At 56.5% G+C, this 23462-nt stretch carries 20 protein-coding genes and 1 other RNA gene; 5 read left to right on the plus strand and 16 right to left on the minus strand.

The genetic code is table 11. The features are described 5' to 3' along the window. Nucleotides 1-35 precede the first annotated feature (35 nt). From gcvP to K5I40_RS16650, 7 genes are all read right to left on the minus strand, one after another. Nucleotides 36-2909: an aminomethyl-transferring glycine dehydrogenase gene (gcvP, locus tag K5I40_RS16620; protein WP_223075448.1), complete on the minus strand. Its 2874-nt coding sequence runs from the start codon at nucleotides 2907-2909 to the stop codon at nucleotides 36-38. Between the two features lie 124 nt (nucleotides 2910-3033). After that, complete coding sequence (gene gcvH, locus K5I40_RS16625; RefSeq protein WP_039029826.1) at nucleotides 3034-3423, minus strand: glycine cleavage system protein GcvH; 390 nt, start codon at nucleotides 3421-3423, stop codon at nucleotides 3034-3036. 23 nt (nucleotides 3424-3446) lie between these two features. After that, nucleotides 3447-4541 carry a glycine cleavage system aminomethyltransferase GcvT gene (gcvT, locus tag K5I40_RS16630; RefSeq protein ID WP_139563575.1) on the minus strand — a complete coding sequence of 365 codons (1095 nt, stop codon included), beginning with the start codon at nucleotides 4539-4541 and terminating at the stop codon, nucleotides 3447-3449. Between the two features lie 428 nt (nucleotides 4542-4969). Further along, a complete protein-coding gene (ubiI, locus tag K5I40_RS16635) occupies nucleotides 4970-6172 on the minus strand; it encodes an FAD-dependent 2-octaprenylphenol hydroxylase (RefSeq protein ID WP_223075449.1) in 1203 nt (400 codons plus the stop codon). 12 nt (nucleotides 6173-6184) lie between these two features. After that, the gene (ubiH, locus tag K5I40_RS16640) at nucleotides 6185-7363 is read right to left on the minus strand and encodes a 2-octaprenyl-6-methoxyphenyl hydroxylase (protein ID WP_223075450.1); all 1179 of its coding nucleotides are present in this window, start codon (nucleotides 7361-7363) and stop codon (nucleotides 6185-6187) included. Next, nucleotides 7360-8673 carry a Xaa-Pro aminopeptidase gene (gene pepP, locus K5I40_RS16645; protein ID WP_039029822.1) on the minus strand — a complete coding sequence of 438 codons (1314 nt, stop codon included), beginning with the start codon at nucleotides 8671-8673 and terminating at the stop codon, nucleotides 7360-7362. The genes ubiH and pepP overlap by 4 nt, the downstream gene beginning before the upstream one ends. A 21-nt stretch (nucleotides 8674-8694) precedes the next feature. Beyond that, a complete protein-coding gene (locus tag K5I40_RS16650; protein WP_138370500.1) occupies nucleotides 8695-9273 on the minus strand; it encodes a YecA family protein in 579 nt (192 codons plus the stop codon). Nucleotides 9274-9440: 167 nt separating this feature from the next. Between K5I40_RS16650 and zapA the strand changes: the two genes are divergently transcribed. From zapA to K5I40_RS16665, 3 genes are all read left to right on the plus strand, one after another. Then, nucleotides 9441-9770: a cell division protein ZapA gene (zapA, locus tag K5I40_RS16655; protein ID WP_039029820.1), complete on the plus strand. Its 330-nt coding sequence runs from the start codon at nucleotides 9441-9443 to the stop codon at nucleotides 9768-9770. Between the two features lie 41 nt (nucleotides 9771-9811). Beyond that, nucleotides 9812-9995, plus strand: a non-coding RNA gene (gene ssrS, locus K5I40_RS16660) — 6S RNA. 25 nt (nucleotides 9996-10020) lie between these two features. Further along, nucleotides 10021-10620, plus strand: coding sequence for a 5-formyltetrahydrofolate cyclo-ligase (locus K5I40_RS16665; protein WP_223075451.1), 600 nt, complete (start codon nucleotides 10021-10023; stop codon nucleotides 10618-10620). A 91-nt stretch (nucleotides 10621-10711) separates the two neighbouring features. Here the strand turns inward: K5I40_RS16665 and serA are convergent, their stop codons facing one another. Further along, the gene (gene serA / locus K5I40_RS16670) at nucleotides 10712-11944 is read right to left on the minus strand and encodes a phosphoglycerate dehydrogenase (RefSeq protein WP_223075452.1); all 1233 of its coding nucleotides are present in this window, start codon (nucleotides 11942-11944) and stop codon (nucleotides 10712-10714) included. A 267-nt stretch (nucleotides 11945-12211) separates the two neighbouring features. Next, complete coding sequence (gene rpiA, locus K5I40_RS16675; protein WP_039030111.1) at nucleotides 12212-12871, minus strand: ribose-5-phosphate isomerase RpiA; 660 nt, start codon at nucleotides 12869-12871, stop codon at nucleotides 12212-12214. A 150-nt stretch (nucleotides 12872-13021) separates the two neighbouring features. Between rpiA and argP the strand changes: the two genes are divergently transcribed. Continuing rightward, on the plus strand, nucleotides 13022-13915 hold the full coding sequence (gene argP, locus K5I40_RS16680) for a DNA-binding transcriptional regulator ArgP (protein WP_039029817.1): 894 nt from the start codon (nucleotides 13022-13024) through the stop codon (nucleotides 13913-13915). A gap of 60 nt (nucleotides 13916-13975) precedes the next feature. On the opposite strand, the gene K5I40_RS16685 is transcribed toward argP, so the two are convergent. The 7 genes from K5I40_RS16685 to tkt form a co-directional block, all read right to left on the minus strand. Continuing rightward, a complete protein-coding gene (locus tag K5I40_RS16685) occupies nucleotides 13976-14725 on the minus strand; it encodes an oxidative stress defense protein (protein ID WP_375540654.1) in 750 nt (249 codons plus the stop codon). A gap of 125 nt (nucleotides 14726-14850) precedes the next feature. Beyond that, nucleotides 14851-15486, minus strand: a complete 636-nt coding sequence (argO, locus tag K5I40_RS16690) for an arginine exporter ArgO (protein WP_223075454.1) — start codon at nucleotides 15484-15486, stop codon at nucleotides 14851-14853. Nucleotides 15487-15626: 140 nt separating this feature from the next. Further along, nucleotides 15627-16484 carry a small-conductance mechanosensitive channel MscS gene (gene mscS, locus K5I40_RS16695; protein ID WP_223075455.1) on the minus strand — a complete coding sequence of 286 codons (858 nt, stop codon included), beginning with the start codon at nucleotides 16482-16484 and terminating at the stop codon, nucleotides 15627-15629. Between the two features lie 188 nt (nucleotides 16485-16672). Next, on the minus strand, nucleotides 16673-17752 hold the full coding sequence (fbaA, locus tag K5I40_RS16700) for a class II fructose-bisphosphate aldolase (RefSeq protein ID WP_039029814.1): 1080 nt from the start codon (nucleotides 17750-17752) through the stop codon (nucleotides 16673-16675). A gap of 89 nt (nucleotides 17753-17841) precedes the next feature. Beyond that, nucleotides 17842-19005, minus strand: a complete 1164-nt coding sequence (gene pgk, locus K5I40_RS16705) for a phosphoglycerate kinase (protein ID WP_039029813.1) — start codon at nucleotides 19003-19005, stop codon at nucleotides 17842-17844. Between the two features lie 49 nt (nucleotides 19006-19054). Further along, the gene (gene epd, locus K5I40_RS16710) at nucleotides 19055-20074 is read right to left on the minus strand and encodes an erythrose-4-phosphate dehydrogenase (protein ID WP_039029812.1); all 1020 of its coding nucleotides are present in this window, start codon (nucleotides 20072-20074) and stop codon (nucleotides 19055-19057) included. A gap of 357 nt (nucleotides 20075-20431) precedes the next feature. Then, a complete protein-coding gene (gene tkt / locus K5I40_RS16715) occupies nucleotides 20432-22423 on the minus strand; it encodes a transketolase (protein WP_223075456.1) in 1992 nt (663 codons plus the stop codon). Nucleotides 22424-22702: 279 nt separating this feature from the next. On the opposite strand from tkt, the gene K5I40_RS16720 reads away from it, so the two are divergent. Next, on the plus strand, nucleotides 22703-23461 hold the full coding sequence (locus K5I40_RS16720) for a M48 family metallopeptidase (RefSeq protein WP_039029810.1): 759 nt from the start codon (nucleotides 22703-22705) through the stop codon (nucleotides 23459-23461). The last annotated feature ends 1 nt before the right edge of the window (nucleotide 23462 follow it).

Raw genomic sequence — 23462 nt, forward strand, 5'->3', positions numbered from 1 at the left:
GCTTACGCTTACCCGGCCTAGAGTATGGCAGAGAGTTACTGGTATTCGCTCATCGGCACGCAGGAGCAGAACAGGTTACGGTCGCCGTAGACGTCATCAAGACGCTTCACGGTCGGCCAGTACTTGTTAGCAACGCCTGCCGGGAAGACCGCCAGCTCGCGGGAGTAACCGTGGTTCCACTCAGCCACCAGCTCGTGCTGGGTGTGCGGAGCGTTCACCAACGGGTTATCTTCCAGCGTCCATTCGCCATCCTGAACGCGATCGATCTCCATGCGGATCGCCAGCATCGCGTCGATAAAGCGGTCCAGTTCGGCTTTGCTTTCGGACTCGGTTGGCTCCACCATCAGCGTACCTGCAACAGGGAACGACATGGTCGGGGCGTGGAAGCCGTAGTCGATCAGACGTTTGGCAATGTCCAGCTCGCTGATGCCGGTCTGCTCTTTCAGCGGACGAATATCGAGAATACATTCGTGCGCCACGCGACCGTCACGGCCGGTATAGAGGATCGGATAGGCAGACTTCAGACGCGTAGCGATGTAGTTGGCGTTCAGGATCGCCACCTGGCTTGCCTGTTTCAGCCCTTCTGCGCCCATCATGCGGATATACATCCAGCTGATTGGCAGAATAGAGGCGCTGCCGAACGGTGCCGCAGAGACCGCGCCCTGACGGGTGAGCATGCCTTCGATCTGCACCACGCTGTGACCCGGTACGAACGGTGCCAGGTGCGCTTTCACGCCGATTGGACCCATGCCCGGGCCGCCACCGCCGTGCGGAATGCAGAAGGTTTTGTGCAGGTTCAGGTGCGACACGTCCGCGCCGATAAAGCCTGGGGTGGTGATGCCCACCTGGGCGTTCATGTTGGCGCCATCGAGGTAAACCTGGCCGCCATACTGATGCACGATCTCGCACACTTCACGGATGGTCTCTTCATACACGCCGTGGGTGGACGGATAAGTGACCATGATGCAGGAGAGCTTATCGCCGGTCTGTTCCGCTTTCGCACGCAGGTCGGCCAGGTCGATGTTACCGTTCTTATCGCAGGCCACAACCACCACTTCCATCCCTGCCATCTGGGCCGATGCCGGGTTGGTGCCGTGGGCAGAACTTGGGATCAGGCAGATATCGCGATGGCCTTCGTTGCGGCTCTCGTGGTAGTGGCGGATGGCCAGCAGGCCCGCGTATTCACCCTGTGCGCCGGAGTTTGGCTGCATGCAGAGTGCGTCATAGCCGGTCAGTTTTACCAGCCAGTCTGAGAGCTGGTTGATCATCTGATGATAACCTTCCGCCTGGTCAGCCGGGCAGAACGGGTGCAGCTCAGCGAATTCCGGCCAGGTGATGGGGATCATCTCGGCAGCGGCGTTCAGCTTCATGGTGCAGGAGCCCAGCGGGATCATCGCCTGGTTCAGGGCCAGATCTTTACGCTCCAGGGAGTGCATATAGCGCATCATCTCGGTTTCGCTATGGTAGCGGTTAAAGACCGGATGGGTCAGGATCGCATCGTCACGCAGCATGCTCTGCTGGATGGAGCGGCTGTCGTGCGCCACCTCTTTATCGAGCGCGTCCACATTCAGGCCGTGGTCGTCACCCAGCAGGACGTTGAACAGCACCTGCACATCGTCACGGGTGGTGGTTTCATCCAGGGTGATGCTGACCGCATTCAGGATGTCGCTGCGCAGGTTGATCTCAGCTGCTTCAGCGCGTGCCAGCACGTTCGCTTTGTCGGCCACTTCAACGCACAGGGTGTCGAAGAAGTGCGCGTGACGCAGTTTTTGACCTTTCTGCTGCAGGCCGCAGGCCAGAATATCGGCCAGGCGATGAATACGGCCGGCGATACGCTTAAGGCCAGCCGGGCCATGATAGACGGCATACAGGCTGGCGATGTTGGCCAGCAGTACCTGAGAGGTACAGATATTGGAGTTCGCTTTCTCACGGCGGATGTGCTGCTCGCGAGTCTGCATCGCCATGCGCAGGGCGGTGTTACCGGCCGCATCTTTCGATACGCCGATAATACGGCCTGGCATGGAGCGTTTGAATTCATCTTTTGCGGCGAAGAAGGCCGCGTGTGGACCGCCGTAGCCCATCGGCACGCCGAAGCGCTGCGCAGAGCCGAAGACGATGTCCGCACCCTGTTTACCCGGGGCGGTTAACAGCACCAGCGCCATGAAATCGGCCGCCACGCTGACGAGAACTTTGCGCGCTTTCAGCCCGGCAATCAGCGTACTGTAGTCATGCACTTCACCGGTGGTGCCAACCTGCTGCAACAGCACGCCGAACACATCCTGGTGATCCAGCACTTTATCGGCATCATCAACGATCACCTCAAAGCCAAACGTCTCTGCACGGGTACGCACCACGTCCAGGGTTTGCGGGTGAACGTCGGCCGCGACGAAGAAGCGGTTTGCGCCCTTCAGCTTGCTGACGCGTTTTGCCATGGCCATGGCTTCTGCAGCGGCGGTGGCTTCATCCAGCAGCGAAGCCGAAGCGATGTCGAGACCGGTCAGATCCAGCGTGACCTGCTGGAAATTGAGCAGCGCTTCCAGACGCCCCTGAGACACTTCCGGCTGATAAGGGGTATAGGCCGTGTACCAGCCCGGGTTTTCCAGCATGTTACGCAGGATCACCGGCGGTAACTGCACGTTGGTGTAGCCCATGCCAATGTAAGACTTAAAGCGCTTGTTCAGGCTGGCAATGCCTTTCAGTTCCGCCAGCGCGGCGTATTCAGTGGTCGATTCCCCCACCTGCGGCGGCGTGGCGAGCTGAATATCCTTTGGCACAATCTGGCCGATCAAGGCGTTGAGCGAATCCGCGCCAACCGTCTTCAGCATCTCCTGCTGTTGCTGAGCATCCGGCCCAATGTGACGTTCAATGAAGGCGCCACGGTTTTCAAGCTGGCTTAAAGTCTGTGTCATGAGCGATGGTTCCTGAAACGTGCAGTGAATCGTAGTTGTCTGTAACTCTGTTGCCCGGTGGCGCTAACGCTTACCGGGCCTACGTTGTCTCGCCTCTCCCTGAATGGGAGAGGGAGAAAAACGGTTATTCGTCTTCTAACAGTGCTTCATAGGCTGTTGCATCCAGCAGGGCGGCAACTTCCGCTTCGTCGCTGGCTTTGATTTTGAAGATCCAGCCTTCGCCGTAAGGCTCGCTGTTGACCAGCTCCGGTGAGTCGCTCAGCGCGTCGTTAACCGCCACGATTTCGCCGCCGACCGGGGCATAGATGTCCGACGCCGCTTTTACGGACTCGGCTACCGCGCAGTCGTCGCCTGCAGTGACGGTCGCGCCCACTTCCGGCAGATCCACAAAGACCATGTCACCTAACAGCTCCTGAGCATGTTCGGTGATCCCAACGGTATAAGTGCCGTCGGCTTCTTTGCGCAGCCACTCATGTTCTTTGCTGTATTTCAGTTCTGCTGGCACATTGCTCATTGAATTTCTCCTGATAAAAATAATTAGGCGACCGGTTTACCGGCGCGAACAAAAATCGGTTTGGTCACGCGGACCGGCATTTCGCGGTTGCGGATCTGCACCACGGCAGTCTCGCCAATGCCCGCCGGAACACGCGCCAGAGCAATACTGTAACCCAGCGTCGGAGAGAAGGTGCCGCTGGTGATAATGCCTTCACAGTGGTTGCCGTTAGCATCGGTGAAACGTACCGGCAGCTCGCCGCGCAGGACGCCTTTTTCGGTCATCACCAGGCCAACCAGCTGTTCGGTGCCCTTCTCGCGCTGCATTTCCAGCGCTTCACGGCCGATAAAATCACGATCGGCAGGTTCCCAGGCGATGGTCCAGCCCATGTTGGCCGCCAGCGGAGAGACGCCTTCGTCCATCTCCTGACCGTATAAATTCATACCGGCTTCCAGACGCAGCGTATCGCGCGCGCCGAGCCCCGCCGGTTTAACGCCCGCTTCCACCAGCGCACGCCAGAAATCGGCCGCTTTTTCGTTCGGCATCGCAATTTCATAGCCCGCTTCACCGGTGTAGCCGGTGGTCGCCACAAACAGATCGCCCGTCTGCACGCCAAAGAACGGCTTCATGCCTTCGGTGGCTTGACGCTGCTCATCGCTGAACAGGGAGGCCGCTTTTGCCTGCGCGTTTGGACCCTGCACCGCGATCAGCGACAGATCGTCACGCACGGTGATGTCGATGGCGTAGGGTTCTGCGTGTTGGGTGATCCAGGAGAGGTCTTTTTCGCGGGTGGCGGAGTTAACAACGAGGCGGAAGAAATCATCAGAGAGGTAATAGACAATCAGGTCGTCAATCACGCCGCCGGAGGCATTCAGCATGCCGGAGTAGAGCGCTTTACCCGGCTTTGTGAGCTTAGCCACGTCGTTTGCCAGCAGATAGCGTAAAAACTCCCGGGTGCGGCTGCCGTGGAGATCGACAATGGTCATGTGAGAGACGTCGAACATACCGGCATCGGTGCGCACCGCATGATGCTCATCAATCTGCGAACCATAATGCAGCGGCATCATCCAGCCATGGAAATCGACCATGCGTGCACCGCACAGGGTGTGTTGTTCGTACAAAGGCGTCTGTTGAGCCATCTTATCCTCGTTGAATGAGCAGGGCTGTCTTGCGTTTCAAGGTGAAAAAATCACCACAAAACCCGGCATCGGCATCGCTCCCGGACGCCGACGCAAACGTTCTCTTTCCTCTGAACTTACCACCGAAAAGGGTGGTTAACCATAAGGTAAAATGGGTCATCACATTAGCTTATGGTCAAAAAAGCCAACAAAGCGTACAGAGTTATTCACTATAAAAATGCGAAACGTTCCGCACAAAAGCAAAGTCAACAGCATGGAGTTGAGCACAGGATGATATTTACTGCGGAAAAACGCGCGGAATTTCCGTAACATAAAAACAGCCAGATTAGATAATCTAATGCGAAAAAGTCGGTGAAATTAGATTATTTCAAACGAGGGTAATTTCCCGGCCCACAGGCCGGGGGAAGAAAGTGTGATGGGGGTCTGGTTTACTGAAGCCAGTCCGGCAGATCGTTAAGCCCCATCGCCTGACGCAGAAGTTGAGGTTTAACGCCTGGAAGGGTATCAGCCAGTTTCAGGCCGAGGTCGCGCAGCAGTTTTTTCGCCGGGTTCGCCCCGGCAAACAGTTCGCGGAACCCCTGCATACCTGCCAGCATCATTGCCGCGCTGTGTTTGCGGCTGCGCTCGTAGCGGCGTAGATAAAGGTGCTGACCAATATCCTTGCCTTCGCGATGCAGTCGGCGCAGTTCGTCCACCAGTTCGGCGGCATCCATAAAGCCCAGGTTTACGCCCTGCCCGGCCAGCGGATGAATGGTATGCGCCGCGTCGCCCACCAGCGCCAGACGATGCGCGGCAAACTGGCGCGCATAGCGGCCGGTCAACGGGAATACCTGACGCTCGCTTTCGACGGAGCACAGCCCCAGCCGGTTATCAAACGCCACGCACAAAGCCTGATTGAACTCCTCGGCTGACGCCTCCTGCATCTGCTGGGCCTTCTCGGGCGCCAGCGACCAGACGATCGAACAGAGATGCGGATCGTTGAGCGGCAGGAAGGCCAGAATGCCGTCATTGTGGAAGATCTGCCGGGCCACGGCCTGATGCGGCTCCGCCGTGCGAATAGTGGCGACCAGGGCATGGTGACGATAGTCCCAGTACGTCAGCGGAATGTCGGCTTTATTTCGCAGCCAGGAGTTTGCGCCATCGGCCCCCACCACCAGGCGAGCGGTGAGCATGTCTCCGCTTTGCAAGGTAATAAAGGCGTCGTTTTCACCCCAGGCGACCTGCTGCAGCGCAGCAGGCGCAATCAGCGTAACATCGCTGCACTGCTGCGCTTTCTGCCACAGAGCATGGTGGATGACCGCATTTTCAATGATATGCCCGAGATGGCTGTAGCCCATGCTCTCGTCATCAAACGCGATATGCCCGAAGCTGTCTTTATCCCACACTTCCATCCCGTGATAACAGCTGGCGCGTTGGGCGATAATCTCCGACCAGACGCCGACGCGGGTCAGCAGCTTTTCACTGGCGGCGTTGATCGCCGAGACGCGTAGCTCAGGCGGCGCGTCGGGAGCGACAGGCTGCGGCTGCTTCTGCTCCAGCACCGCCACGCGCAGACCGCTGCCCTGCAAGCCGCAGGCCAACGCCAGTCCTACCATTCCGCCACCGACAATGGCGACATCAACATTCTGCACTTTGTTTACTCCTTAGCGAGCGACCCAACCAAGCGTCCTCTGTGCCAGCACATCTCGTGCCGGAATGAATAGTTCCATCGCCATCAACCCTGCGTTACGGCCCGCCACCAGCGGTGCCCAGCGATTGGCAAACAGATGCACCAGCCCATCGGTTACGCCGATGGTGGCCTCTTTATCGGCCTGGCGTCGTTTCTGGTAATGGCATAAGACCGGGTAGGCACCGCAATCCTGCTGTTGCGCAAACGCCTGGGCCAGCGTTTCGGCCAGGGTCATGACGTCGCGCAGTCCGAGATTAAAGCCCTGCCCGGCGATGGGGTGTAACGTCTGGGCCGCATTGCCCACCAGCGCGACGCGATGGGAGACAGACTGCGACGCCGTGGTTAACGCCAGGGGATAAAACGCCCGCTTGCCGGCATGGGTGATACGTCCCAGCCTCCAGCCAAAGGCTTTTTGCAGTTCGGTACAGAAGCGTTCATCAGACCAGCGCTGCACCTCATCCGCACTCTCCAGGGGATGGCACCAGACCAGCGAACTGCGCCCCTGGGACATCGGCAGCATGGCCAGCGGGCCGTGCTGAGTAAAACGTTCAAAGGCGCGCCCCCGGTGCGGCTCGGCGGTGGCGACGTTAGCAATCACCGCCAACTGATGGTAAGGCTGCTGTTGCCACTGGATCCCACACTGCTGGCCGAGTGCCGAACGGGAACCGTCGGCGGCCACCAGCAGCTGTCCGTCCAGCGTCGTGCCGTCATCCAGCGTGACGCTCACCGCGTCTTCGCTGCGGGTAAAGCGCTCCACGCGCGCGGGGCAGTGCAGAGTTACGCCTGGGGCCTCTTTTAACAGACGGAACAGGCGCAGGCCCACGTCGTGCAGCTCAACCACCTGCCCCAGCGCATCAATACGGTAATCCTGCGCCTCAAGGGTAACAAACCCGGCATGGCCCCGGTCGCTGACATGAACGGTTTCGATGGCCGTGGCGTAGTCGGCAATGGCCTGCCAGATGCCGCTGCGTGCCAGCTGCTGACAGGTGCCCTGCGCCAGGGCGATAGCGCGTCCGTCAAATCCCGGATGACCGGTCGACTGTGGCGCAACGGCCTCGACCAGATGAACCGGAAGTTTACCCTGGGTCAGGGAGGAGATCGCCAGCGCAAGCGTAGCTCCCGTCATGCCTCCACCAACGATGATGATGCTCATGGGCGCGCCGCCGCCATCAGCGCCTCAATCTCGTCGGCGTTTTTCACCACCGAAGCGGTCAGGTTCTCGTTGCCGGTTTCGGTGATGACAATGTCATCTTCGATACGAATGCCGATCCCGCGATACTCCGCAGGCACATCGGCATCCGGGGCGATATAGAGTCCCGGCTCAACGGTCAGCACCATGCCCGGCTCCAGCACGCGGGAACGTTCCGGGCCGTAGACACCCACATCATGCACATCCAGCCCCAGCCAGTGGCTCAGGCCATGCATAAAGAAGGGACGGTGCGCGTTTTCGGCAATCAACTGATCGACATCGCCATGCAGAATACCCAGCTCCACCAGGCCGCTAATCATGATGCGCACCACTTCGCCGGTGACTTCCTGAATGGAGGTGCCGGGGCGGAACAGCATCAGGGCGGTGTCCAGCGAATGCAGGACGATGTCGTAAATGGCGCGTTGGGCGGGTGTGAATTTGCCGTTCACCGGGAAGGTGCGGGTGATATCCCCGGCATAGCCTTTATATTCGCAACCGGCATCAATCAGCACCAGATCGCCATCGCGCAGTTCGGACTCGTTTTCGGTGTAGTGCAGAATGCAGCCATTTTCCCCGCCGCCAACAATCGTGTTGTAGGCCGGGTAGCGCGCGCCGTGGCGGGTGAATTCATGATGAATTTCGCCTTCGAGCTGATATTCGAACATCCCCGGACGGCATTTTTGCATCGCCCGGGTGTGGGCCAGCGCGCTGATTTCGCCTGCACGGCGCATCACGTCCAGCTCTTCCGCCGATTTAAACAGGCGCAGCTCGTGCACAGCAGGACGCCAGTCGGTCAGGGTTGCCGGAGCTTTCAGGTTTTGCCGGGAGCCTTTGCGCAGCTTATCCAGCGCGGCAAAGACGATCTCATCGGCCCAGGCGTATTCACCCTGCGCGTGATAGACCACATCCAGACCATTCAGCAACTGGTAGAGCTGCTCGTTGATCTCGCTGAACGCCAGCGCACGATCCACGCCCAGCTTTTCGGGCGCAGCCTGCTGGCCTAAGCGGCGACCAAACCAGATCTCGGCGGTCAGATCCCGGACGCGGTTAAACAGCACGCTGTGGTTGTGGGTGTCATCACTTTTAATCAGCACCAGTACCGACTCCGGCTCGTTGAAGCCGGTGAAGTACCAGAAATCACTGCTCTGGCGGTACGGATATTCGCTATCGTTACTGCGCGTGGCCTCCGGTGCGGCAAATATCAGCGCGGCGCTTCCCGGCTGCATTGTGGCCAGCAGCGCCTGCCGACGGCGCAGATACTCTTGCTGAGTCATGACACCCTCCAGTCGTTGTTATTAGTGTAAGGTTGGTTTGCGCACTTCCGGCGCAGTCGGTTGGGTCCGCGTAAAGGTATCGTGGCAGAGCAGCGACGCAACGCGCACATACTCAATGATCTCTTCGAGGGACATCTCCAGCTCTTCCTGGTCTTCGTCCTCGTCGTAGCCCAGCTGCGCAATATTGCGCAGATCGTCGATAGCTTCTCCGGCTTCGCCCGTCACCTTCTCAAGCTTAGGCTGCGTTACGCCCAACCCCAACAGGTAATGGTTGACCCACCCGGCCAGCGCATCGGCGCGATCGAACACGCTGACGTCATCGCCATCAGGCAGATAAAGCTGAAAAAGGAAGCCGTCATCTTCCAGCGCATCGCTGATTGCGCCATGCATGCTCCGCAACGCCTGGGCCAGATCGTGACCAAACGCCAGACCTTCGTTCGTCAGGTCGTGAACCAGCGGCAGCCATGAGCTGTCGCTGTTTCCACCACACAGCATCCCGCTGATCAGACCGTGCATTTCAGCCGGGGTTAAACCTACGCCCTGCTGGTTCAGTAACTGGCTAAGGTCGTTGTAGCCAGGCATTTCGTTCTGTATAGACATGCGCATTCGTCATCATTGGGAGGAATATTCATGGTATGCTACCACTTTGGACCCTGGTGAACCAGAATAGGGCTTGTATCTGCGCACCAGGGTAGCTATAGTGTCGCCCCTTCGCAGCCCCCGGAATCGGGTGTGAAGGCAGCGCAGTCAAACAGCAGGAAGGTGGCATGTCTGCACAACCCGTCGATATCCAAATTTTTGGCCGTTCGCTGCGAGTGAATTGTCCGCCTGAACAAAGGGATGCTTTGAATCAGGCTGCGGATGATTTGAATCAGCGGTTGCAAGATTTAAAAGAACGCACTAGAGTCACAAATACTGAGCAGCTGGTCTTCATCGCCGCGTTGAACATCAGTTATGAGCTGACTCAGGAAAAAGCGAAGACCCGCGAATACGCGGCGAGCATGGAACAACGTATTAAAATGCTCCAGCAGACCATTGAACAGGCATTGCTTGATCAGGGTCGCATTACAGACAGACCGGGGCAAAACTTTGAATAACACTTCATGGTCTACTATGGTAGAGTGACCCTGAAGGAAAAATTTCTCTGAGATGTTCGCATGCGGGCCAGTCCCCTGAGCCGATATTTCATACCACAAGAATGTGGCGCTCCATGGTTGGTGAGCATGCTCGGTTCGTCCGAGAAGCCTTAAAACTATGACGACACATTCACCTTGAACCAAGGGTTCAAGGGTTACAGCCTGCGGCGGCATCTCGGAGATTCCCTCACCTTTCTACCCAGCGACTACCATGACGCAACTTCCTGAAGTTACCTCTTCCCGTCAGCACATTCGTCAGTTTATCCGTCAGCAGCGCAGAGCCTTAACGCCTGAACAACAAGCCCATTTCGCGCAACAAGCCGCGGCCCGCATGATGGCGTATCCGCCCGTGGTGATGGCGCACACGGTGGCCCTGTTTCTCTCCTTTGACGGCGAACTGGATACCCAACCGCTAATCGATGAACTCTGGCGCACCGGGAAAAAGGTCTATCTGCCGGTACTCCACCCTTTCAGCCCGGGTAATCTGCTGTTTCTGCACTACCACCCGCACAGCGAACTGGTGGTAAATCGTCTCAAAATCACCGAACCGAAACTGGACGTGCGCGACGTATTGCCGCTGGATCGACTCGACGTGCTGGTGACGCCGCTGGTGGCGTTTGATGAAAGCGGTCAGCGCTTAGGGATGGGCGGAGGTTTTTACGATCGCACCCTGCAGAACTGGCAGCAGCACGGCTTACAGCCGGTGGGCTATGCCCATGATTGTCAGGGCGTTGAAAAGTTACCGGTGGAGAAATGGGATATCCCGCTGCCTGCGGTGGTGACACCGTCGAAATTGTGGCAGTGGAGGTAAAAGCAAAACGGTAACGCCAGTTACCGTTTTTAGTTTTGCGCCCTCTCCCCGTGGGAGAGGGACGGGGTGAGGGCATCAGGCCGCACTAAACTCAGTAAAGCAGACGCGCGCGAATGGTGCCCGGAATGGCTTTCATCCCCTGCAGCGCTTTCTCTGCCACGTCCTCATCCGCTTCGATATCGATAACCACATAGCCCATCTGCGCGTTAGTTTGCAGGTACTGTGCGGCGATGTTGACGCCCTGCTCGGCGAAGATCTGGTTAATGGCGGTCAGCACGCCCGGACGGTTTTCGTGGATGTGCAGCAGACGACGCCCACCGTGCAGCGGCAGCGATACTTCCGGGAAGTTAACCGCAGACAGCGTTGAACCGTTGTCGGAGTATTTGCTCAGCTTACCGGCCACTTCCAGACCGATATTTTCCTGCGCTTCCTGAGTAGAGCCACCAATATGTGGCGTAAGGATCACGTTGTCGAACTCACACAGCGGCGAGGTGAACGGATCGCTGTTGGTCGCAGGCTCGGTCGGGAAGACGTCGATAGCCGCGCCCGCCAGGTGTTTGCGTTTAAGCGCGTCACACAGGGCCGGGATATCCACCACCGTACCGCGCGCGGCGTTGATCAGCAGTGAGCCCGGCTTCATCAGCGCCAGCTCTTCCGCACCCATCATGTTTTTGGTGGAGGCGTTTTCAGGCACGTGCAGGCTCACCACGTCGCTCATATTCAGCAGGTCGGAGAGATGCTGAACCTGAGTGGCGTTACCCAGCGGCAGTTTGCTTTCGATGTCGTAGAAGAAGACGTGCATTCCCAGCGATTCGGCCAGAATACCCAACTGCGTACCGATGTGGCCGTAACCGATGATCCCCAGCTTTTTACCACGCGCTTCGAAAGAGCCGGAGGCCAGCTTATTCCAGATGCCGCGGTGGGCTTTGGCGTTGGCTTCAGGGATGCCGCGCAGCAGCAGCAGAAGTTCGCCGATGACCAGCTCCGCCACGGAACGGGTGTTGGAGAATGGCGCGTTAAAGACCGGAATACCGCGCTTCGCAGCCGCATCAAGGTCAACCTGGTTGGTGCCGATGCAGAAGCAGCCGATCGCCACCAGTTTTTCTGCCGCCGCAATAACGTCTTCTGTCAGATGGGTACGGGAGCGCAGGCCGATGAAATGGGCATCACGGATCGACTCTTTCAGCTGTTCGGTATCCAGCGCACCTTTGTGAAATTCGATGTTGGTGTAACCCGCCGCACGAAGGCTATCCAGTGCTTTCTGATGCACCCCTTCGACCAGCAGAAATTTAATCTTGTCTTTCTCCAGTGATACCTTTGCCATTTCCCCGACCCTGTCTGATTGTCTGAACTGTTGTTGTGCTGGATTTGAATCCGCTCCAGCCAACATATCAAAAAAAACTATTGCAGCAATATGAACGTTTGCGTCGGCACTCTGAAGAAATGTCATACAGCGTCAATTGGCAGTGAAAAATGCTGCGGAGAAATAAGAAAGCGGCAGGATCGTCAGTAGAGGGTTAGAAATGTGACACAAGTCACCGAATATCGCTTTTGCAAAAAAAGTTAGCGGGGGGAGGTTCCCCCCGTCAGATCATTTCACGATGGTTTTGACGCCATCGGCGGTGCCAATCAGCGCGACATCCGCGCCACGGTTGGCAAATAACCCTACGGTTACCACGCCCGGCAGGCCATTGATGGCGTTTTCCAGCGCGACGGCGTCGAGGATCTCCAGACCGTGCACGTCCAGGATCACGTTCCCGTTGTCCGTCACCACGCCCTGACGGTATTCCGGGCGTCCGCCCAGCTTGACCAGCTCACGGGCAACCGCGCTACGCGCCATCGGGATCACTTCAACCGGCAGCGGGAATTTGCCGAGGATATCCACCTGCTTGGAGGCATCGGCGATACAGATAAACTTGTCCGCGACAGAGGCGATGATCTTCTCGCGCGTCAGCGCCGCGCCGCCGCCTTTGATCATCTGCATATGGCCGTTGATCTCATCCGCGCCGTCCACGTAAATCCCCAGACGGTCCACTTCGTTCAGATCGAAAACGGTAATGCCCAGGCTTTTCAGCTTTTCCGTGGATGCATCGGAGCTGGAAACTGCGCCCTCAATCTGGCCTTTCATCGTGCCCAGCGCATCAATAAAGTGTGCTGCCGTTGACCCGGTGCCCACGCCGACAATGGTACCCGGCTGTACATACTGGAGAGCGGCCCATCCTACTGCTTTTTTCAGTTCATCCTGCGTCATGATCTCTTGCCCGTGGTGATTTTGCGTGACGCGCATTATAGAGCATTCACCTGCGCCATGTGATCTGCGAGGTCACCAATTTCGTCTGTATCAAACATAAATTTATGTCATAGTGCGAAGTATTGAATTATTTGGGAGTCAGCCAGAGCAATGAAACGTCCGGACTACAGAACATTACAGGCGCTTGATGCCGTTATACGTGAACGCGGATTCGAACGCGCAGCACAGAAGCTGTGTATTACCCAGTCCGCCGTTTCGCAACGAATCAAACAGCTTGAGAACATGTTCGGGCAGCCGCTGCTGGTTCGTACCGTGCCGCCGCGTCCTACCGAACAGGGGCAAAAGCTGCTGGCGCTGCTGCGTCAGGTTGAGCTGCTGGAAGATGAGTGGCTTGGCGATGAACAGACCGGCTCCACGCCGCTGCTGCTGTCGCTGGCGGTCAACGCCGACAGTCTGGCAACCTGGCTCCTCCCTGCCCTCGCCCCGGTGCTGGCCGATTCGCCTATTCGCCTGAACTTACAGGTTGAAGACGAAACCCGTACCCAGGAGCGTCTGCGTCGTGGTGAAGTGGTAGGTGCAGTCAGTATCCAGCCCCAGGCGCTGCCAAGCTGCCTGGTGGATCAGCTGGGGGCGCTGGACTACCTGTTTGTCGGCTCTAAAGCCTTTGCTGAGCGCTACTTCCCGAACGGCGTTACCCGCGCGGCCCTGCTCAAAGCCCCTGCCGTGGCGTTTGACCATCTTGATGATATGCATCAGGCGTTTTTACAGCAGAACTTCGACCTGCCGCCCGGCAGCGTTCCCTGCCATATCGTTAACTCCTCCGAAGCCTTCGTACAGCTGGCGCGTCAGGGCACGACCTGCTGCATGATCCCGCATCTGCAGATTGAAAGAGAGCTGCAGAGCGGTGAGCTGATCGACCTGACGCCAGGCCTGCACCAGCGCCGCATGCTCTACTGGCACCGCTTCGCGCCGGAAAGCCGTATGATGCGCAACGTGACCGATGCGCTGCTGGCCCACGGTCATAAGGTTCTGCGTCAGGACTAATAAAAAAGCCGGGTCGCGTAAACGCTGACCCGGCCTTGTCGCTGTATATCAAAACAATACTTACGGTGCTTTAGTCGCCGTATCCTGCTGGTGATTTTGCTGAACCGGCTGGTTCTGCTGAGTCTGCTGCTGACCCTGAGCGGGCTCAAGCTGGAACACCACATCAACCTGATCGTCGAACTGAATCGTAGGTTGCTCGTAGGTATCCTGGGCAGAGACCGGCGCCGCTTCCGCTTTCATCATGCGCACCATCGGGCTCGGCTGGTAGTTAGAGACGTGGTAACGCACGCTGTAAACCGGGCCCAGCTTGCTGTTAAAGCCAGCGGCCAACTGCTGTGCCTGACGAACGGCATCATCAATCGCCGCTTTGCGCGCTTCATCTTTATACTTCTCAGGTTGCGCAACACCCAGTGACACCGAACGGATCTCATTCAGGCCCGCTTTCAGGGCGCCGTCCAGCAGGGAGTTGAGTTTATCCAGCTGACGCACCGTGACTTCTACGGTACGTACCGCGCGGTAACCTTTCAGGATGCTTTTGCCATCCTTATAGTCGTAATCCGGTTGGGTACGCAGATTGGCGGAGTTGATATCTTTTTTACCGACGCCGTTCTGCTCCAGGAAAGAGAGATATTGCGCAACGCGGTCGTCTGCCTGTTTCTTGGCGGTGGCCGCATCTTTTGCCGCCACGTTCACTTCAATGGCTAAGGTCGCGATATCCGGGGCCGCATCCACGCTTGCGGTGCCGGAGGTCACAATGTGCGGGCTGTCAGGCAGTTCACTGGCCTGAACGGATGCTGCGCCAAAACCCATTAATGCCGCCAGGGCGATTGCATTCAACTTCACTTTTATTCCTCCATGTTGCGAAGAGTGCCCATGTAACAGGGCGCATGCCAGCAAGCTTAGCGGCTGCTGGTCGAATGTCCATAAGACAACGCTTAGTAGAATAGTTCACTAATGTGATGAATCCCTTCTTTCGCCAGCTGGAAAGCAATAAACCACATCACCACGCCGACCAGACCGTTGATAATGCGCTGGGCTTTGGCGGTGCGCAGGCGGGGTGCCAGCCATGCGGCGAGCAGCGCCAGACCAAAGAACCACAGGAAAGAGGCGCTCACGGTGCCCAGCGCGAACCAGCGCCTTGGCTCAGCGTCCAGCTGCCCTCCCAGGCTCCCCAGAACAACGAACGTATCCAGATAAACGTGCGGATTAAGCCAGGTCACCGCCAGCATGGTGATGATAATTTTCCAGCGCCCCTGCTTCATTACTTCGGCGCTTGCCAGCTCGATATTGCTGCCCATCGCCGTTTTCAACGCGCCAAAGCCATACCAGAGCAGAAAGGCTACGCCACCCCAGGTGACCAGCGCCAGCAGCCACGGGGACTGCATCAGCAACGCGCTGCCGCCAAAAATTCCGGCGCAAATGAGGAGCATATCGCTCACCGCGCAGAGCAGCGCGATCATGATGTGATACTGCCGACGAATGCCCTGATTCATGACGAAGGCGTTTTGCGGGCCGAGGGGCAGGATCATCGCTGCGCCAATCATAAGCCCTTGAATATAAAAAGAGAACATGGAATTTAATCTCAGAAGTGTGTCTTGAGGGCTGACTATACTGCGGGAGAATAATAAGAGGAAATGGATAATATTAATTGGCAATAAGAGAAGCTAATTAAACCCGGCACGCATTGCGCGTACCGGGTCAGGCAGAAAGGTTATTCCGCCGGTTCTTTCACACGCTTGAAGTTCACGTCCATCTGCGGATACGGGAAGCTGATGCCGTTGGCGTCAAAGTCACGCTTGATGCGCTCCAGCACATCCCAGTAAACGCTCTGCAAATCGCTGCTGTTGCTCCAGATACGCACCACGAAGTTGATGGATGATGCGCCAAGCTCGTTCAGGCGAACAGTCATTTCCCGATCTTTGAGGATGCGCTCATCGGATTCAATAATATCGGTGATCAGCTTTTTCACCAGTTCAGTATCGGAGTCATAACCGACGCCGATAACGAGCTCATTTCGGCGAACCGGCTCACGGGAAAAATTCGTGATATTGCCGTCGATAACCTTCTTATTAGGCACGATGACAATTTTGCCGTCTGCTGAACGCAGCGTGGTGGAGAAAATCTGCACGTTCAGCACCGTACCCGCAGTGCCGCCGAGATCGACATATTCCCCGGAGCGGAATGGACGGAAGGTCACCAGCAGCACACCGGCAGCCAGGTTTGCCAGCGAACCTTGCAATGCCAACCCCACGGCCAGACCGGCGGCACCCAGTACCGCAATCACTGAGGCGGTCTGGACACCCACGCGCCCCATTGCCGCAATGAGGGTGAAAGCGATAATCGCGTAGCGCACCAGTGCCGAAAGAAAATCGGCGACGGTTGCATCGATATGACGCGCGAGCATTACGCGGTTAACGCCTCTGGCAACCGTACGTGCGACTATCATTCCCACCACGATAATGGCGATAGCCGCAGCAATATTGACGGCATAGCTGATCAGCAATGCCTGGTTACGCACCAGCCAGGAGCCAGCGTTATTGATGCTATCTACAACACCGAGATCTTCCATTTATCTTTCCTTATGCACATAAAAACCACAATACGCCATTCCACTGATGGAGTGGCAAGTGTGTAAAGGGTAAACAAAAAGGCTGGCTTTTGCCAAACAGATCACAAAAACAGGCAAGATAGCCAGTTGAAAAGACATAAAAAAAGCCCGCGATTAACGCGGGCTTCTGATGCTGTTAGCAGCTCAAGTTACAGAACGTCAACCGCGTTCAGCTCTTTGAAAGCCTGCTCCAGACGCGTCACCATAGAGGTCTGGGCTGCGCGCAGCCATACGCGTGGATCGTAGTATTTCTTGTTCGGCTGGTCTTCGCCTTTCGGGTTGCCCAGCTGGCCCTGCAGGTAAGCTTCGTTAGTTTTGTAGTACTGCAGGATACCGTCCCAGGTCGCCCATTGGGTATCGGTATCGATGTTCATTTTGATTACGCCGTAGCTTACGGAGTCTTTGATTTCCTGAGCAGAAGAACCGGAACCGCCGTGGAAGACGAAGTTCAGGCTGTTGTGCGGCAGGTTGTGTTTCTTGGAAACGTATTCCTGAGAATCACGCAGGATGGTTGGCGTCAGAACCACGTTACCTGGTTTGTACACGCCGTGTACGTTACCGAAGGAGGCAGCGATGGTGAAACGTGGGCTGATTTTGCTCAGCTCGGTGTAAGCGTAATCAACGTCTTCTGGCTGAGTGTACAGAGCAGAAGCGTCCATGTGGCTGTTGTCCACGCCGTCTTCTTCGCCACCAGTGCAACCCAGTTCGATTTCAAGAGTCATGTCCATTTTGGCCATGCGCGCCAGGTATTTGGAGCAGATTTCGATGTTCTCTTCCAGAGACTCTTCAGACAGGTCGATCATGTGAGAAGAGAACAGTGGCTTACCGGTTGCAGCGAAGTGTTTTTCGCCCGCGTCCAGCAGACCGTCGATCCACGGCAGCAGTTTCTTCGCGCAGTGGTCAGTGTGCAGGATAACCGGAACACCGTAGTGCTCAGCCATCTGGTGAACGTGATGTGCGCCAGAGATTGCGCCCAGGATTGCTGCGCCCTGAGGAACGTCAGTTTTAACGCCTTTACCTGCGATGAACGCAGCGCCACCGTTGGAGAACTGAACGATTACCGGAGCTTTAACTTTCGCTGCGGCTTCCAGTACGGCGTTGATAGAGTCGGTACCGACGCAGTTAACAGCTGGCAGAGCAAAGTTGTTTTCTTTAGCTACCTGGAACACCTTCTGAACGTCATCACCAGTGATCACGCCAGGTTTTACGAAATCAAAAATTTTAGACATGTTGCGAGTCCTGTATCTTCGGCCTTGGAAAGGGGCGAGCTCTTAAAAGCGCGCTGAAAATTGGGCAGGTTTCCCTGCCCTAAAATGGCTTACTTCTTAGCGCGCTCTTCGAGCATGGCTACTGCTGGCAGAACTTTGCCTTCCACGAATTCGAGGAATGCGCCGCCGCCAGTGGAGATGTAGGAGATCTTGTCGGAAATACCGAACAGATCGATTGCTGCCAGGGTATCACCGCCGCCAGCAATGGAGAATGCTTCACTGTCTGCAATCGCGTTAGCTACGATTTCAGTACCTTTACGGAAGTTCGGGAATTCGAACACGCCAACCGGACCGTTCCACAGAATGGTTTTTGCATTCTTAAGGATTTCAGCCAGCTTCTCTGCAGAGGCGTCGCCCAGGTCCAGAATCTGCTCTTCATTTTTGATGTCAGAAACAGATTTCAGCTCTGCGGTTGCGGTTTCAGAGAACTCGGTCGCTACGCGAACGTCAGTTGGAACCGGGATGTCACAGGTAGTCAGCAGGCGTTTAGCTTCGCCAACCAGGTCTGCTTCGTACAGGGATTTACCGACGTTGTGGCCCTGGGCTGCAACGAAGGTGTTGGCGATACCGCCGCCCACAATCAGCTGGTCAGCGATTTTGGACAGAGAGTCCAGAACGGTCAGTTTGGTAGACACTTTAGAACCACCAACGATAGCAACCATCGGACGAGCAGGTTCTTTCAGTGCTTTACCCAGTGCTTCCAGTTCGTCTGCCAGCAGTGGACCTGCACAAGCAACGTCAGCAAATTTGCCGATACCGTGAGTGGAAGCCTGCGCGCGGTGAGCAGTACCGAAAGCGTCCATGACGAATACGTCGCACAGCGCAGCGTATTTTTTGGACAGGGTTTCGTCGTCTTTCTTCTCGCCTTTGTTGAAGCGAACGTTTTCCAGAACAACCAGTTCACCTTCAGCAACTTCAACACCGTCCAGGTAGTCTTTAACCAGACGTACCGGGCTGGACAGTTTGTCTTTCAGGTAATTAACAACCGGCAGCAGAGAGAACTCTTCGTTGTACTCGCCTTCAGTCGGACGACCCAGGTGGGAGGTTACCATCACTTTCGCACCCTGCTTCAGTGCCAGTTCGATGGTTGGCAGAGAAGCACGGATACGCGCGTCGCTGGTCACTTTACCATCTTTAACCGGTACGTTCAGATCCGCACGGATGAAAACGCGTTTACCTGCCAGATCCAGATCGGTCATCTTAATTACAGACATGGTGAATCCTCTCGTTGATTCTTAAAGTTTTGCAGACGCAATACGCGTCTTACCTGAAACCTTGAGCGGCCATAGCTAACGTGGTGTCGAGCATCCTGTTAGCAAAGCCCCATTCATTATCACACCAGACCAGCGTTTTGATCAGATGCGCTCCACTTACGCGCGTTTGCGTGCCATCAACAATGGCGCTATGCGGATCGTGGTTAAAATCTACTGAGACCAACGGTAATTCCGTATAGTCAACTATACCATGAAATGCTTGCTGTGCCGCTTTTTGCAGCAACAGGTTGACCTCACAGGCTTTTACCGGTTTTTTCACGGTTACGCTGAGGTCGATTGCCGTCACGTTGATGGTGGGAACACGCACGGCAATGGCTTCAAAACGGTCTTCAAACTGGGGGAAAATTCGGGTAATACCGGCCGCCAGTTTGGTGTCCACCGGGATAATCGACTGACTCGCCGCGCGAGTGCGTCGCAGATCCGGGTGGTAAGCGTCAATGACCTGCTGATCGTGCATGGCGGAGTGGATGGTGGTAACCGTACCCGACTCAATGCCGTAGGCATCGTCCAGCAGTTTGATGACCGGAATAATACAGTTGGTGGTGCAGGAGGCATTGGAGACGATACGGTGTTCCGCGCGCAACTCATGATGGTTGACGCCGTACACCACCGTGGCATCGAGGTCGTTACTGCCAGGGTGTGAAAAGAGCACTTTCTTTGCGCCGGCCGCCAGATGGGCTTCGCCGTGTTCGCGATTGCCGTAGACGCCGGTACAATCGAGGACCACATCAACGCCCAGTTCACGCCAGGGTAATGCGTCGATCGTCCGCTCATGAAGCAGACGAATCACGTCATCACCGACAAGCAGCTGCTCTCTCTCCTGACGAACGTCCCAGGCAAAGCGCCCATGGCTGGTGTCATATTTCAACAAATGCGCCATGCCTGCGGCATCCGCCAGTTCGTTGATGGCCACCACGGTAATTTCCGCCCGGCGTCCGGATTCATATAAAGCACGAACCACGTTACGTCCGATGCGACCGAAACCATTAATCGCTACGCGTACGGTCATAAGTCTCCTGCAAAGCTTTCCCTGACTTGAGGTGGCTGACAGAGTAATGCAGCAACGCTCTGAGGGGAATCCTTGCCTGTCACAAACTCCAACTGATTGGTCATTTGTCGAACATTTAGTCGACTGAAACGCTTCAGCCAGAATAAGCGAAACACGGAATAAAGGAAATGACTGTCCAGACCAATAAGCCAGCTATATGACTTGCGTCACATTTCTAATGGAATAATTAACGGTCTGGTTACAGGCTGGAGGAATAGTACATACAAAAAAGCCGGGTAATTCGCTTGCGATTACCCGGCCTGGTTTTCGTGCCATTTGTTGGCCCGGTAAGCGTAGCGCCACCGGGCAAAACAGCAATTACAGCAGTTCTTTCGCTTTCGCGACCACGTTCTCAACGGTGAAGCCGAACTCTTCGAACAGCTGCTCAGCCGGAGCAGACTCACCAAAGGTGGTCATACCGACAATAGCGCCGTTCAGGCCCACGTATTTGAACCAGTAGTCAGCGATACCCGCTTCGATTGCCACGCGGGCAGAAACGGCTTTCGGCAGCACGGATTCACGGTAAGCCGCTTCCTGCTTGTCGAAGGCATCGGTAGACGGCATGGACACCACGCGCGCTTTCACGCCTTCCCCTGCCAGCTGATCCCAGGCCGCAACGGCCAGTTCAACTTCAGAACCGGTGGCGATGAAGATCACCTGCGGCTGACCGTCGCAGTCTTTCAGTACGTAACCACCGCGGGCGATGTTCGCCAGCTGTGCTTCAGTACGATCCTGCTGAGCCAGGTTCTGACGGGAGAGGATCAGTGCGGTCGGGCCGTCCTTACGCTCAACGCCATATTTCCACGCTACCGCGGACTCAACCTGGTCACATGGACGCCATGTGGACATGTTCGGGGTCACGCGCAGAGAGGCAACCTGCTCAACCGGCTGGTGAGTCGGGCCATCTTCGCCCAGACCGATGGAGTCGTGGGTGTAGACCATCACCTGACGCTGTTTCATCAGCGCAGCCATACGCACCGCGTTACGGGCATACTCCACGAACATCAGGAAGGTGGAGGTGTACGGCAGGAAACCACCGTGCAGGGAGATACCGTTGGCGATTGCGGTCATACCGAACTCACGCACGCCGTAATGGATGTAGTTACCGGCAGTATCTTCGTTGATCGCTTTAGAGCCGGACCAGATAGTCAGGTTAGAAGGCGCAAGGTCAGCGGAGCCGCCGAGGAACTCTGGCAGCCACGGACCGAAGGCTTCGATGGCATTCTGGGACGCTTTACGGCTGGCGATTTTGGACGGGTTAGCCTGCAGCTTAGCGATGAACTCGTTCGCTTTCGCGTCGAAGTCTGCCGGCATGTCACCTTTCATACGACGGGTGAATTCTGCCGCTTCCTGTGGGAAGGCTTTCGCATAGGCAGCGAATTTCTCGTTCCAGGCCGCTTCTTTTGCCTGACCGGCTTCTTTTGCATCCCACTGGGCATAGATGTCAGACGGGATTTCAAACGCAGGGTGTTTCCAGCCAAGCGCTTCGCGGGTCAGCGCGATCTCAGCATCACCCAGCGGTGCGCCGTGAGAGTCGTGCGTACCGGCTTTGTTCGGAGAACCGAAACCGATGATAGTTTTGCACATCAGCAGGGACGGTTTGTCGGTGACTGCGCGCGCTTCTTCTACCGCACGTTTAATCGCTTCAGCATCGTGGCCGTCAACGCCACGCACCACGTGCCAGCCGTAGGCTTCGAAACGTGCTGCGGTATCGTCGGTGAACCAGCCTTCAACGTGGCCGTCGATGGAGATGCCGTTGTCGTCGTAGAACGCAACCAGTTTGCCCAGCTTCAGGGTACCTGCCAGGGAGCACACTTCGTGAGAGATGCCTTCCATCATGCAGCCGTCACCCAGGAACGCGTAGGTGAAGTGGTCAACAATGTCGTGGCCCGGACGGTTGAACTGCGCCGCCAGCGTCTTCTCGGCGATCGCCATACCTACGGCGTTAGCAATACCCTGGCCCAGCGGGCCGGTCGTGGTTTCTACACCTGCGGTGTAGCCCACTTCCGGGTGACCCGGGGTTTTGGAGTGCAACTGACGGAAGTTTTTCAGCTCGTCGATTGGCAGGTCGTAGCCGGTGAGGTGCAGCAGGCTGTAGATCAGCATGGAGCCGTGACCGTTAGAGAGAACGAAACGGTCGCGGTCAGCCCAGGCCGGGTTCTGCGGGTTGTGGTTCAGGAAATCACGCCACAGCACTTCGGCAATGTCAGCCATACCCATCGGGGCACCCGGGTGACCGGATTTAGCTTTTTGTACAGCATCCATGCTCAGCGCACGAATAGCATTGGCAAGCTCTTTACGTGAGGACATTTTGACTCCAGATCGGATGTTGAAGGCCATACCCGTTTCGGCTTGACGACAGCGCGTTTTGGGCTACGCCAGAAAAAAGTGCCAACAATGTAACCCAAGCGACAAAGCATGTACATGGACCATTCTTTTGCCGCTTAAGAAATCTCCGGAACACGATCGCACGTTGCGCAATCTTCTCGCCCGGCTGGGTTTAAATTCCTTATAATTACTCCTGCACCCTTCTCCGGGGCGGCAAAACTTTCAGAATTTATCAATGTTAACGAGTACGGAAGCAACATAATGAAAATGCGTGCAATAGTGCTGGCTCTGGGAACGACGCTCCTGCTTAGCGGGTGTCAAAATATGAATTCTGGCGGCCTGTTGAGCTCCGGAGCAGAGGCTTTTCAGGCCTACTCCCTGACCGACGCCCAGGTGAAAACGTTAAGCGATGAGGCCTGTAAGGAGATGGACGGCAAAGCGACCATCGCGCCTGCTGACAGCACCTACGCTCAGCGTCTGAATAAGATTGCTTCGGCCCTCGGCGACAACATTAATGGCCAGCCGGTGAACTACAAGGTGTACATGGCCAAAGACGTCAACGCCTTTGCCATGGCCAACGGCTGTATCCGCGTCTACAGCGGGCTGATGGATATGATGAACGACAACGAAGTCGAAGCGGTTATCGGCCATGAAATGGGTCACGTTGCCCTCGGCCACGTGAAGAAAGGAATGCAGGTCGCGCTCGGCACTAACGCCGTACGCGTGGCGGCAGCCTCTGCTGGCGGCATTGTCGGGAGCCTCTCCCAGTCGCAGCTTGGCGATCTCGGCGAAAAACTGGTTAACTCCCAGTTCTCCCAGCGTCAGGAATCTGAGGCCGATGACTACTCATACGATCTGTTGCGCAAACGTGGCATTAACCCGTCAGGTTTAGCCACCAGCTTCGAAAAGCTGGCTCAACAGGAAGCGGGCCGTCAAAGCTCCATGTTTGACGACCACCCTGCCTCTGCAGAGCGTGCGCAGCATATTCGCGATCGCATGTCCGCAGACGGCCTCAAGTAAC

This window comes from Leclercia sp. LTM14, from assembly GCF_023736175.1.
In the GTDB taxonomy this organism is placed as follows: Bacteria; Pseudomonadota; Gammaproteobacteria; order Enterobacterales; family Enterobacteriaceae; genus Enterobacter; species Enterobacter barmai.